This is a genomic window from Pseudomonas sp. MF7453, from assembly GCF_016405455.1.
Classification (GTDB): Bacteria; Pseudomonadota; Gammaproteobacteria; order Pseudomonadales; family Pseudomonadaceae; genus Aquipseudomonas; species Aquipseudomonas paralactis.
The window spans coordinates 154,758-167,844 of the sequence record NZ_JAEKCN010000014.1; the positions used below are offsets into that span (position 1 = coordinate 154,758).

The 13,087-nt window shown below is 61.1% G+C and carries 10 protein-coding genes and 1 pseudogene; 4 read left to right on the forward strand and 7 right to left on the reverse strand.

Annotated features, from left to right (window positions below):
* Positions 1 to 128: 128 nt before the first annotated feature.
* From JFT63_RS21810 to JFT63_RS21820, 3 genes are all read left to right on the forward strand, one after another.
* Positions 129 to 2,084, forward strand: coding sequence for an acetoacetate--CoA ligase (locus JFT63_RS21810; RefSeq protein ID WP_198844735.1), 1,956 nt, complete (start codon positions 129 to 131; stop codon positions 2,082 to 2,084).
* 156 nt (positions 2,085 to 2,240) lie between these two features.
* Complete coding sequence (locus tag JFT63_RS21815; protein WP_198844736.1) at positions 2,241 to 4,778, forward strand: PAS domain-containing hybrid sensor histidine kinase/response regulator; 2,538 nt, start codon at positions 2,241 to 2,243, stop codon at positions 4,776 to 4,778.
* A gap of 43 nt (positions 4,779 to 4,821) precedes the next feature.
* Positions 4,822 to 5,097 (forward strand): peptidylprolyl isomerase, encoded by a 276-nt coding sequence (locus tag JFT63_RS21820; RefSeq protein WP_003174397.1) that lies wholly within the window; start codon positions 4,822 to 4,824, stop codon positions 5,095 to 5,097.
* A gap of 110 nt (positions 5,098 to 5,207) precedes the next feature.
* Here the strand turns inward: JFT63_RS21820 and JFT63_RS21825 are convergent, their stop codons facing one another.
* From JFT63_RS21825 to JFT63_RS21840, 4 genes are all read right to left on the reverse strand, one after another.
* Complete coding sequence (locus tag JFT63_RS21825; RefSeq protein ID WP_198844737.1) at positions 5,208 to 6,113, reverse strand: sugar kinase; 906 nt, start codon at positions 6,111 to 6,113, stop codon at positions 5,208 to 5,210.
* Positions 6,114 to 6,257: 144 nt separating this feature from the next.
* Complete coding sequence (locus JFT63_RS21830; protein WP_198844738.1) at positions 6,258 to 7,466, reverse strand: amino acid deaminase; 1,209 nt, start codon at positions 7,464 to 7,466, stop codon at positions 6,258 to 6,260.
* Positions 7,467 to 7,475: 9 nt separating this feature from the next.
* Complete coding sequence (locus tag JFT63_RS21835) at positions 7,476 to 8,240, reverse strand: IclR family transcriptional regulator (protein ID WP_198844739.1); 765 nt, start codon at positions 8,238 to 8,240, stop codon at positions 7,476 to 7,478.
* 107 nt (positions 8,241 to 8,347) lie between these two features.
* Positions 8,348 to 8,737, reverse strand: a complete 390-nt coding sequence (locus JFT63_RS21840) for a RidA family protein (RefSeq protein WP_057703571.1) — start codon at positions 8,735 to 8,737, stop codon at positions 8,348 to 8,350.
* Positions 8,738 to 9,085: 348 nt separating this feature from the next.
* Here JFT63_RS21840 and JFT63_RS21845 point away from each other — a divergent pair.
* Positions 9,086 to 9,370 (forward strand): annotated as a pseudogene (locus JFT63_RS21845) (thioredoxin family protein); the annotation flags it as partial.
* Between the two features lie 25 nt (positions 9,371 to 9,395).
* On the opposite strand, the gene JFT63_RS21850 reads toward JFT63_RS21845, so the two are convergent.
* The 3 genes from JFT63_RS21850 to rpiB form a co-directional block, all read right to left on the reverse strand.
* A complete protein-coding gene (locus JFT63_RS21850) occupies positions 9,396 to 10,964 on the reverse strand; it encodes a TerC family protein (RefSeq protein ID WP_198844740.1) in 1,569 nt (522 codons plus the stop codon).
* 394 nt (positions 10,965 to 11,358) lie between these two features.
* Entirely contained in the window at positions 11,359 to 12,339 is a 981-nt protein-coding gene (locus JFT63_RS21855) for a sugar-binding transcriptional regulator (protein WP_057703573.1), read from the reverse strand.
* A gap of 63 nt (positions 12,340 to 12,402) precedes the next feature.
* Positions 12,403 to 12,864 carry a ribose 5-phosphate isomerase B gene (rpiB, locus tag JFT63_RS21860; protein ID WP_186560088.1) on the reverse strand — a complete coding sequence of 154 codons (462 nt, stop codon included), beginning with the start codon at positions 12,862 to 12,864 and terminating at the stop codon, positions 12,403 to 12,405.
* Positions 12,865 to 13,087: the final 223 nt, after the last annotated feature.

The following is a 13,087-nucleotide window of genomic DNA, read 5'->3' on the forward strand; positions in this document are numbered from 1 at the left end:
GGCTTGCTCCCGATAGTAGTGTGTCAGGGTAGACATTTGTAACTGAACCACCGCTATCGGGAGCAAGCCCCCTCCCACATTGGAACGCTATTGTTTGGAAGACCGATACTAGAACAAGAGATTTCGCTATGTCCGACATCCTCTGGCAACCCTCGCCCGAACGCATCGCCAACACACGGATGGACCAGTTCCGCCGCTTCATCAACCAACGCCACGGCCTGCACCTCCACGACTACCCTGCCCTGCACCAATGGAGCATCGACCAGCGCCCGGACTTCTGGCAGGCGATTGTGGCGTTCTTCGACGTGCAGTTTCGCAGCCCGTCCAGCGTCACACTGATCGAAGACATCGAGATGCCCAGCGCCCAATGGTTTCCCGGCGCCACCCTGAACTTTGCCGAACACCTGTTGCGCCGCCGCGACAATCATCCTGCGGTGGTGGCTGTCAGCGAAGACGGCCAACGTGAACAATTGAGCTATGCGCAACTGGCGGAGCACGTTGCCGGCCTGCAAAAAAGCTTGCGGGCGGCCGGGGTTGGCATGGGTGACCGGGTGGCCGCGTGCATGCCCAACACCTGGCAAACCCTGGTGGGTATGCTTGCCACTACCAGCCTCGGCGCGATTTGGTCGTGCTCCTCGCCGGATTTCGGCACCCAGGGCGTGATCGATCGGTTCGGCCAGATCGAACCCAAGGTGCTGATCACCTGCGCCGGCTACCGCTATGCAGGCAAAAACATCGACCAGAGCGCCAAGCTCAATGAAATCCTCGCGCGCCTGCCCTCCCTGCAACAGCTGATCATCGTGCCCTACGCCCGGCCTCAGGCGCAGGTTGGCGATTACCTCAGCCAGGCGCAGGTCACGCTGTGGGACGACTTCTACCAGGCCGGCGGTGAGCCTGAATTTGTCGCTGTGCCGTTCGATCATCCGCTGTATATCCTCTACTCCAGCGGCACTACCGGCATCCCCAAATGCATCATCCATGGCACCGGCGGCGTGCTGCTCACGCACCTCAAGGAGCACGGCCTGCACGCCGACCTGAGCCGCGAGGACTGCCTGTTCTACTACACCACCTGCGGCTGGATGATGTGGAACTGGCTGGTGTCAGTGCTGGCGATCGGTGCCACGGCGGTGCTGTATGACGGCTCACCGTTTCACCCCGGCCCCGAGCGTTTGATCGACCTGATCGATGCAGAAAGAATCAGCGTGTTCGGCACCAGCCCCAAGTTCCTCGCCACCCTGGAGAAAGCCGGGCTGCAACCACGCCTGAGCCACGACCTGAGCAGCCTCAAGGGCCTGATTTCCACCGGTTCGCCGCTGTCACCCCAGAGTTACGACTATGTGTACCGCGAGATCAAGCGCGAGCTGTGCCTGTCGTCAATGTCCGGCGGCACCGATATTGTCTCCTGCTTCGTGATCGGCAACCCCGTGCTGCCGGTGCGGCGCGGCGAGATGCAGTGCAAGAGCCTGGCCATGGCCATTGAGGTGTGGGACGACCAGGGCCGGCCGCTGATCGGGGAAAAAGGCGAGCTGGTCTGCACCCGGCACTTTCCGGCCATGCCCATTGGGCTGTGGAACGACCCGCACCAGCACAAGCTGCGCGCCTCCTATTTCAGCCAGTTCCCCGGCGTATGGGCCCAGGGCGACTACGCCGAGCAGCGGGCCAATGGCAGCCTGTTGATTCATGGGCGCTCAGACGCGGTGCTCAACCCTGGCGGCGTACGCATCGGCACCGCCGAGATTTACCGCCAGGTGGAAAAAGTCCCGCAGGTGCTGGAAAGCCTCGCCATCGGCCAACGCTGGCAAAACGATGTGCGTGTGGTGCTGTTTGTGCGCCTCAATGACGGCGTCGAGCTGGATGAGGCGCTGCAACAGCAGATCCGCCAGGTGATCCGTGCCAACACTACGCCGCGCCACGTACCGGCCAAGATCCTCGCTGTCACGGACATCCCTCGCACCATCAGCGGCAAGATCGTGGAGTTGGCGGTGCGCAACGTGGTACATGGGGAGCCGGTAAAGAACACCGATGCCCTGGCCAATCCCGAAGCACTGGAGCAGTTTCGCCGACGCCCTGAACTGGATTTTTAGATGAAAGGTTTCAGCGCTGAGCGGCTGTTTTGAAGAAAAACCGTCAAGGCGTGCTATTTTTCCGGGGTAGTCATCCATTGATGCTCCTTGGGCCGATATTCCTTGGGGCAATGGGTGTGGTCATTTTTCAAAGCGTCGTGTTCAGGGCTTTTTTTCATGAATGGAACATCCACCGGTAGCGAAGCCGCTGCATTGATCAAGCGGCTGGACTGGGCGCAAAGCCCCCTCGGTGAGGCCAGTGAGTGGCCGCAGAGCCTGCGTACCGCCGTCGATATCGTCGTGCATTCGCCGATGCCGATGGTGCTGCTGTGGGGTCCGCAACTCATACAACTGTATAACGATGGTTTTGCCCAACTGGTGGGCAACAAGCATCCCGGCGCGCTGGGCCAGCCTGCGCACCAGACCTGGCCGGAGCTGCAAAGCTTCGCTGCGCCGGTATACGACGCGGTGCTCGGTGGCCAGGTGCGCACCTTCAGCGAGCAGCGTTTTGTCTTGCAACGCGAATGTCGCGACACCGAAATCTGGCTCGACCTGACCTACAGCCCGGTGCGCGACGAAAGCGGCCAGGTGGCAGGCATCCTGGTCACCGCCATCGAAACGAATGAACGGCGCAGCAAAACCCTGGAACTGCAGCAGCGTTCCGAAGCGAGCCTCAAGGCCCAGCACAACACCGAGCAGCGCCTGCAACTGGCACTGGCAGCGACCGATGCCGTGGGCACCTGGGATTGGGACATCGGTGAAGACCACTTTATCGCCGATGCACATTTCGCCTACCTGCACGGTGTCGACCCGAGTGACGCCGGCCTGCTGCCCATCAGCGCCTATCTGCTCGGCGTGCATCCCGAAGACCGTGGCATGGTCACGCGCAGCATCAAGCATTGCATCACGTTCGGCACCGAATACGCCGAGGAGTACCGCCTGCTGCAAGCCGACGGCCAGGTGCGGTGGGTGTTCGCCCGTGGCCGCTGCTACAAGGACCAACAAGGCCGACCCGCACGCTTTCTCGGTGCCGCGCTGGACCTCACCGAGCGCAAGCACACCGAACAGGCACTGCGCCAGAGCCAGACCGAGCTGCAACTGATCATCAACGCCATGCCGGTGCTGATCGGCTACGTGGACCATGAACAGCGCTTTCGCCTGAACAACAGCGCCTACCTCGACTGGTACGGCAAGACGCCTCAGGAGCTGTACGGCAAGACCATCCGCGAAGTGCTCGGCGACGAGGTATATGCCGGGCGTATCGACAAGATCGAAGCGGCCCTGAAGGGCAAGGCGTGCAGCTTCATGACCCTCACGCCCCATCGCGACGGCCGCCCGCGCCACGCGTTGATGAAATACCTGCCGCGCTTCAGCAATGACGGTTCGGTGAATGGCTTCTACATTTTTGTGATCGACGAGACCGAACGCAAACTCACCGAAGAAGCCCTGCGCCATCTCAACGAGAACCTCGAAGAGCGTGTAGCCCAGCGCACCCAGGCGCTGGCCGAGGCCAACCAGCGCCTGCAAAACGAGATGTTCGAGCGCGAGCGGGCCGAAGACGCCCTGCGCCATGCGCAGAAGATGGAGGCGGTAGGCCAGCTCACCGGCGGCATCGCCCATGACTTCAACAACATGCTCACCGGCATCATCGGCAGCCTGGACCTGATGCAGCGCTACATTGCCGCCGGGCGCAGCGAGGACATTGGCCGTTTTGCCGACGCTGCCGTGTCCTCGGCCCATCGCGCCGCCGCCCTGACCCATCGCCTGTTGGCGTTTTCGCGGCGCCAGTCGCTGGACCGCCGCCCCACCGATCCCAACCAGTTGGTGGCGTCCCTGGAAGATCTGTTCCGGCGCACCAAGGGTGCGCATATCACGCTCAAGGTGCAACTGGGCAAAGACATCTGGCCGGTCAACACCGACGCCAGCCAATTGGAAAACGCCCTGCTCAACCTGGTGATCAACGCCCGCGATGCCATGCCCGACGGCGGCGAGTTGCTGATCGAAACCGCCAACAGCTACCTGGACGGCACCGACATCACTACCCTGGAGCCGGTCAAGGCAGGCGACTACGTGATGCTCGGCGTAAGCGACAACGGCAGCGGCATGGCACCCAAAATCCTCGCCAAGGCGTTCGACCCGTTTTTCACCACCAAGCCCATCGGCCAAGGCACTGGCCTTGGGTTGTCGATGATTTACGGCTTTGCCCAGCAGTCCGGTGGTCACGTGACCATCCAGAGCGAACCGGGCCAGGGCACCTGCGTGCGCCTGTACTTGCCGCGCCTGTATGGCACCGCACTGGAACGCGACCTACCCGTCAGCCTGGCCGAAGCCCCGGTGGCCCTGGCCGGTGAAGCGGTGGTGGTGGTCGAGGACGACCCGGCGGTGCGCATGTTGGTGGTCAATGTGCTTGATGAACTGGGCTATACCGCGCACCAGGCGGCGGATGCGCGTGCCGCGCTGCCGCTGCTGGAGTCGGATTTGCGCGTGGATTTGCTGGTGACCGACGTCGGCCTGCCGGGCATGAACGGCCGGCAACTGGCTGAAATCGCCCGCCAGCATCGCCCTGGCCTACGGGTGTTGTTCATGACCGGTTATGCCGAGAAAGCCGCTGAGCGCCAGGGCTTTCTGGAAGACGGCATGGACATGGTCGCCAAGCCGTTTTCCATCGACCTGCTGGCCACCAAAATCCGCAGCATGATCGGCGTCGAGGCCTGAGTTCAGGCATAATCGCGCGCCGTCGTACACCTGGTAGAGATCAATGAAAGCCCAAGCCCGTCATATCCTGGTGAAAACCAGCGAAGAAGCCGAACAACTCAAGCAGCGCATTGCCAAGGGCGAAGCCTTTGACGTGCTGGCCAAGAAGTACTCCACCTGCCCGTCGGGCAAGCGTGGCGGCGACCTGGGTGAAGTACGGCCCGGGCAGATGGTGGGGGCGATTGATGCGGTGATCTTCAAGAAGCCGGTGAAGGTGGTGCACGGGCCGATCAAGAGCAAGTTTGGCTATCACCTGGTGCAGGTGTTTTACCGGGATTGAGTGTATGGCTTCAGTCCGCTATCGCAGGCAAGCCAGCTCCCACATTTAGCGGTATACACCCACTCAAATGTGGGAGCCGGGCTTGCCCGCGATCCGCCGCAGGCGGCCATTCACCTCGGTATCAGCGCCCCCGGCAGCTGAATCACCCGGCTCGCCAGCCGATGCCCCGCCAAGGCAGCTTCTTGCGGCGAACCACCCTTGAGCCGGCAGGCCAAATACGCCGCACTGAACGAATCTCCCGCCGCCGTAGTGTCCACCACCTTTTCCACCTTCAACGCCGGCACCGCAAAGCGCTCCCCCGCGCAACGAATCACGCAGGCGTCCGCTCCCCGCTTGAGCACCACTTCTGCAATCGACGGGTACGCCGCAAACACCTGCTCGCTATTCTCATAGCCAAACAACGCGCGTTCGTCATCCTCGGTGAGCAAGGCCATATCCACCTCGGCCAACACCCGGCGATACGCCTCGCGGGCCGTTTGCACATCGGCCCACAGCCGTGGCCGGTAGTTGTTATCGAACACCACCTTGCCACCCCGGCGGCGGGTTTCGACCAGGGTGTCCAGCAAGCGCTCGCGCCCGACCTCGCCCAGCACCGCCAGGGTGATGCCGCTGAAATACACCACGTCATAGTCCGGCAACGCTGCCAGGATCGGCTCGGCCGCAGGCGTGGTGAAGCAATCGCGCACAGCCGCTTCGTTGCGCCAGTAGAGAAACTTGCGCTCGCCCTTGGCGTCGGTCTGGATGCAGTACAAGCCAGGCAAGCGTCCAGGCAGGCGCTGGACCCTGCCCAGGCCGAGGCCCTCGGCTTGCCATTGCTGGCACATGGCGTCGCTGAAGCTGTCATCACCCAGGGCGGTGACGTAGTCGACGCTGGCGCACTCGCCCAGCTCACGGCGCAGGTACACCGCGGTGTTCAGGGTGTCACCGCCGAAGCTCTGGTGCAGGCTGCCGTCGGCGCGGTGTTGCAGTTCGATCATGCATTCGCCGATGAGGGCGATGTGGGGGTGGGTGTTCATGGCAGAGTTCTCAGGTGTGCTGGAGGGCCCCATCGCGGGCAAGCCCGGCTCCCACACTTGACCCTATTCCAACTGGAGGAATGCAGTCGAATGTGGGAGCTGGCTTGTCGGGTCGCCGCATCGCTGCGATAGCCGCGACGCGGTCTAGAAGCAGGTACGCAGAGACTCAACCACCTGCAACTGCTCATCCACCAGGCACCCCACCTGCCATTTATCAAACGTCAGGCAAGGATGGGACGTGCCAAACGAAATGATGTCACCAATACGCAATTCAACGCCCGGCGCTACGGTCATGAACGCATGTTGGTCCATTACCGCCGTCACCTTGCAGGCGCTCACATCATCAGCGTGCACCGGGACAATTCCGGCCTTGTAGCGCTTGAGCGGCACCGGCAAACCGGCGTCGTAGGCCACGTCGCGCTTGCCCAGGGCAACTACCGCAAAACCCGGCTCCGGCAGCGACTGCACGTGCGCCCAGACTTCCATGGCCGGGCGCAGGCCCTCGTTGAGGTCGCTGCGTCGGTCGAGTACACAGCATTGCGCATCTTTGTAGATGCCATGGTCGTGGGCCACGTAGCTGCCCGGGCGCAACACACTGAGGAAACGCCCGGCGGCGTTCTGCGCCTCGAACGATTCAGCGATCAGGTCGTACCAGGCCGAGCCCGACGCGGTGATGATCGGCTTGGGCAGGTCGAACAGGCCGCTGTCTTGCAGGTCTACCGCCAGGCGCACCAGGCTGGCAGCGAAGTCGCGGATACCGCTGATGGCGTGCTCGCCGTGGATCACCCCTTCGTACCCTTCGATACCGGTCAGCGCCAATGCCGGCTGGGCCTTGATCGCCTGGGCCAGCTCGCGCACCTCTTGCTCGCTGCGACAGCCACACCGGCCGCCGACCACGCCGTACTCGATCATCACGTTCAGGCGCAGGCCGCGCGCGGCGAAGAACAGGCCCAGGTCCGCGACGTTGTCCGGGTGATCGACCATGCAATGGAAATCGAAATCCTGATCGGCCAGCAGGTCGGCGATCAGCGCCATGTTCGGCGCACCCACCAATTGGTTGGCCATCAGCACACGGCGCACGCCACCGGCGTAGGCGGCGCGGGTTTGCACCGCGTTGGCCAGGGTGATGCCCCAGGCACCGGCAGCGATCTGACGCTCGAACAGCGCGGGCATCATGCTGGTCTTGCCATGGGGCGCCAGCTCGGCGCCGCTGCTGCGGACAAAGTCCTGCATCCAGCGGATGTTATGTTCCAGGGCATCACGGTGCAGCACCAGGGCCGGCAGGCTGACATCGCGAACCAAATGAGCACCGACGGCGGCGGCACCTTTTTCAACGGCATTGAGGGCAGACATGGAAAACTCCTATTCGTTGATGCGCCGGGCCAGGCTGTTGGCGCTGTCGATCAGTACCCGGCGATAGTCTTGGTAGTTTTTACTCGCATCGGCCCGGGGGGCAACGATGCACAGGGTCGCAATACAAGTGCCCTGAGCGTCCCGCACCGGGGCGGCAAAGCAATGGGTGAAGGTGTCGGCGACACTGTCGAAGGAAAAGAACCCATCAATACTGGCCTGGCGAATCTGCGCCAGGAAGGTGTCCAGCGGCAGGCGCAGGCCATCCGGCAGGATGAAATCGTCGGGGTCGATCAACTCGATGATCTGCTGGTCACTCAAATGCCCCAGCAACAAACGCCCGGAAGCGGTCCACGGGATCGGCGCGTTTTCACCGATATCCGAAGAAATGCGGAAATGCCGCTGGCCTTCGCGCATCAGCGCCACCGTGTACTTGCGCCCGTTGAGCAGGCACATCTGCGCGGTTTCGTGGGTTTGGCTGACAATGTCCTGCAGGACGTGGTCGGCCTCGCGGGTCAGGTCGAAGTGACGCAAGTGTGCCTGGCCGAGGAAATACAGCTGCCGACCCAGGTACACGTGGCCGTCCTTGCCTACAGTCTCCAGGATGCGCCGTTCCAGCAACGACGCCACCAGCTCGTAGACCGTGGATTTGGGGCTGCCAATGCCACTGGCAATATCATTCGGGCGCAGGGGTTGGCCGATTTCCTTGAGAAAATCGAGAATATCGAACGCACGGTCCAGGCCTTTGGCGCGGCGTTTGATGGTGTCTTCGGTCATGGCAGTGGCGGGTCCCGTCAAAATTCCAGGGTCTGGCAGAGATCTCCTGTGGGAGGGGGCTTGCCCCCTCCCACAGTTGACTTGCTGTGGTCTTTAGAGTGGGGGATTCAGCCCTTTTTCTTGTAAGCCACGCAATCGATCTCGACCTTGCAATCAACCATCATATTGGCCTGTACACAGGCACGCGCCGGGGCGTGTTCCGGGCTGAAGTATTCGCCGAACACCTTGTTGAAACTCCAGAAATCCCGCGGGTCTTCCAGCCACACGCCGACGCGTACCACGTCCTTGAGCTCGTAGCCGGCTTCTTCAAGGATCGCCACTACGTTGCGCATGGTCTGACGGGTTTGCTCAATGATGCCGCCGCTGATGATTTCGCCATCCACCGCCGGCACCTGGCCCGACACATACAGCCAGCCATCAGCCTCCACCGCGCGTGCGAACGGGCGTGGCTGGCCGCCACCTGCGGTGCTGCCGGTACCGTAACGAGTAATGCTCATACACGTTGCTCCTTATAAAAAACGACCGCGCTTAAAATTCCACTTCAATGACCACAGATTCCGCTATAGCGGAATTTGGTTTGTAACAGCGGAATAGCTCGCAGAAAGTGTGCCACACCCAGGGGATGAAAAATATGCTGCCGGGAAACTCTTTAGGGATCAGCGAGAGGGTTATCGACGCGGTAAACGGCGTTGCTCCGTCGGCTTGGGGCTTGCTGCGCAACACTCCACACAGGTGTTACTGCGCCCCCATGCAGACCGCAGCGACCTGTGAAGGTTGACAGTAGACGCGGGTAAGCCTCGCGCTTAGCGTTGGCAGAAACCGATACGGCCTGGAGGGAATTCATTATGGGAATCGCCACTTGGAGCATTCCAAGCGCCAAGGCGTTTGAACGCCTACTGAACACACCGCGCCCAGTGTTCGTTCTATTTGTCTCCGAACACTGCCCCGCCTGCGCGCAAGCGGGAACGTTATTCGAACAGGCAGCCTGGAAGCATCCCTGGATAGTCAGCGTGGTGCTCGACTGCGCCCATACGCCGAGGCACCCTGACGTAACAGGCACCCCGACGCTGCTGATCTACCTAAAAGGGTCTCTGGTAGAAAAACTCAAAGGCTTTGGCCCCCTTGAAGAACAAGCGCAGTGCGTGAAGGAGATCTTCAGCCGTTATGACCTGAACAAGGGCGCAACTGCACTTGCGTCACTCGACGCTCCTCCACTTCAGCCACCGTCAAACGCCAGCCCTCATGCTCCAGACAATCCCCTACCACTGGCAGGCGGTCGAGCAGGCTCATCACCAACCCCGCCAGGGTTTGATAATCCTCGGTCGCCGCAGCCTTGAAGCCCGTGCGTTGACGCACCAGATTGAGATTCAAGGCGCCGTTGGCACGAAAACCATCGCCCTGCTCGATAATGTCCGGGCCTTCGATTTCACTGGCATCGGGCAATTCACCGGCGATGGATTCCAGAATGTCCGTCATGGTCAACACCCCCATGAAATCCCCGAATTCGTTGATCACGAAGGCAATATGGGTGGACTCCTGGCGCATCTGCTCCAGGGCATTGAGGATCGAAAAACTCTCCAGCAGGTTGATCTCCCGGCGCGCCAGGTGCTCCAGGTTCGGCTCGTTACCGGCCAGGTACTCCTTGAGCAGTTCTTTCTTGTGTACAAAGCCCAAGGGCTCATCCACCGCACCGTTGCGGATCAGCGGCAAGCGCGAGTAGGACGAATGCATCAGCTTCAGGCGGATCGTGTCGGGATCGTCCGCCAGGTCGATGCAGTCCACCTGGGCCCGAGGGGTCATCAGGGTACGAATCGGTCGCTCGGCCAGTTGCAGCACGCCGCTGATCATCACTCGCTCACGTCGATCAAACAGCGGGCCCTGCGCAGTATCCGATTCGCCCAGCAGGTCGGCGACCTCCTCACCCACCTCTTCCACCGCCAGGCTGCGGCCACCCAATAAGCGCATCACTGCATGGGCGGTACGCTCACGCACCGGCAGCACACCTTGCGCTGATTTTTTGCGACGCGAGCGGGCAATCTGGTTGAACACCTCGATCAGGATCGAGAAGCCAATGGCCGCGTACAGGTAACCCTTGGGAATATGGAAGCCCAAGCCTTCGGCGGTCAGGGCAAAACCGATCATCATCAAGAAGCCCAGGCACAGCATGATCACGGTCGGGTGCGCATTGACGAAACGGGTCAACGGCTTGCTCGCCACGATCATCAAACCAATGGACACGATCACGGCGATCATCATCACCGCCAGTTCGTCCACCATGCCCACGGCGGTGATCACCGCATCCAGGGAGAACACCGCATCAAGCACCACAATCTGCGCCACGATCGGCCAGAACATCGCGTAGGCGACATTGCCCTTGTGCTGGGCCACATGGCCTTCCAGGCGTTCGTGCAATTCCATGGTGGCCTTGAACAACAGGAACACACCACCGAACAACATGATCAGGTCACGACCGGAAAAGCTCTTGTCGAACACTTCGAACAACGGCTGGGTAAGGGTCACCAACCAGGAAATACTCGCCAACAGGCCCAGGCGCATCAGCAGGGCCAGGGACAAACCAATCAACCGCGCACGGTCGCGCTGCTCCGGCGGGAGCTTGTCCGCCAGGATCGCGATAAACACCAGGTTGTCGATACCCAGCACCAGTTCCAGCACAATCAAAGTCGCCAGGCCCAGCCAGGCCGTAGGATCCGCTAACCATTCCATTTATTGAGTCTCTGTATTCAAGGTTTCAGAACGCCGGGCACGGCAAGGTGCGGTCATAAGACCGGGACAAGGTTAGCAGTCGGAATACGGGGTGCTTCAGGGGGAACAGCGACAGCGGTTGTCTTGGGGAAAGACGACTGGGAGGCTCCGAGAGGGTGTTCATGCAAGTCCTGAAATGACAAAAGGACTTGAATCCTACATTCGAAATACAAATTTCCCACAACGCAAAACTATTACAAAACCTGTAAATCCCTATCAGAAGCACAGCGATACTTGTGGGAGCTGGCTTGCCTGCGATGCAGGCACCTTGGTGTTTCAGGCATACCGAGGTGATTGCATCGCAGGCAAGCCAGCTCCCACAGAAAGCCTGCCCGCCTGGCAGATAGACGATTCATCAGGGTTTACGAGTGGCATCGTCCAGCGCCAGGATGGTGTGGGCGTTGGTGACGGTGGTCGCCAGTGTATTGATCACCCCCGACCGCAACGCCCCCAGCGTCGCCGCCGCCTTGGTGTTTTCACTGGCGATCGCCACCACATCCGGAATGCGAAACAGCTCCTGCACCGTCAGCCCGATCACGCGCCCCTGGATGGCGTTGACCGCCGGCTGGCCGTGTATGTCGATAAAGTCGTAGCCCATCATGTCGCCCACCGTACCGGACAACCGCGCCTGGGCGATTTCCTGGGGCGAGAACCAGCCCATGCGTACCATATTGCTGTTTTCGCTCATGTCGCCAATGCCGATCAGCGCGATGTCGGCACGTCGCGCGCGGTCGAGGGTGGAGCGCACCGTGTCGTTATTGATCAACACACCACGCAGCTCAGGGTTGGCCACCAGTGCCGGGGCGTACAGGCTTTCACTCTCGCCGCCAAAGCGCAGGGCCAGGCGCCGGCAGATATGGTCGGGGTTCATGTACTCGCCGGCCTTGAGCGAACCACCGATGGCACACACAAACGTGCAGTTGCGCGTCACCGGCAGGAACACATTATCGGCCACCGCGCCGACGTTACGGCCCATGCCCACGGCGACGATCATGCCGTCGCCCAGGGTTTTGTTCAGGTAGTTGGCGACCAGGCTGGCGACCGCCGAGCGCTGGGTGTCGGGATCGCTGTGGTCAACGGCGATCAAGGCGCGGTCGAGCTTGAAGCGCTCCACCAGCGCGCGTTCCAGTTCGTTGTTCATCGCCGGGTGCTGCAACACGCGAACCTCGACAATACCCTCGTCCCGCGCACGCTTGAGCAGGCGGCTGACTTTGGCCCGCGACAGATCGAAGCGTTTGGCAATGGCTTCCTGAGTGACGTTCTCAAGGTAATAGAGCATCGCCACTTCGGTCATTTGATCGATATCACTGGCCATGCGCTGGGTACTGTCACTCATGGGGACGGGCTTCCGTTTCGGCGTCAAAGGCACATTCTCCCGACTCTTGCCCCGTGCCGTCCACTACTGATGCCCATCGCGCTCGATTGCATTGATGCGCTCCACCTTGGCCCCGGAACGCGCCGCCTCAAACTCCGAGGCCAGGAACGCCGTGACAATGCTCTTGGCCAGCTCCGCGCCGATCACCCGCGCACCGATGGACAGGATCTGCGCATCGTTGCTCTTGCGCGCCCGCTCCGCCGAGTAAGTGTCATGGGCCTGGGCCGCACGGATACCCAGCACCTTGTTCGCCGAAATGGCCATGCCGATGCCGGTGCCACATACCAGCACACCGAGACGCTGCTGCCCTGCGCTGATGGCGTTGGACACGGCCAGCGCGATGTCCGGGTAGAGCACCGGCGCGGTGGAATGGGTGCCGAAGTCGGTCACCGGATAACCCAGCGTCTCGATATGCCGCTTCAACAGCTCTTTAAGCTCAAAACCCGCTTCATCGCATCCGATAGCCACCGGAAAGGGTGTGTTCATGGCGTCTGGCTCCGCTGCCCTGATCCTGATTAAGACTGATCATATGATCATTCAGTGAGATTTCGCTCAGTCATTTCTTGGTCATTCCACCTCATCTGTCAAGCGCGATTTAACAGACCTTTCGTTCATAGCGGCCTAATGAGCCGATATCGCCTCCAAAGATGAGAATTAAAGCTTTTAAGTGAAAGAGATTGACTGATCAGAATTTCATTTGATACACATA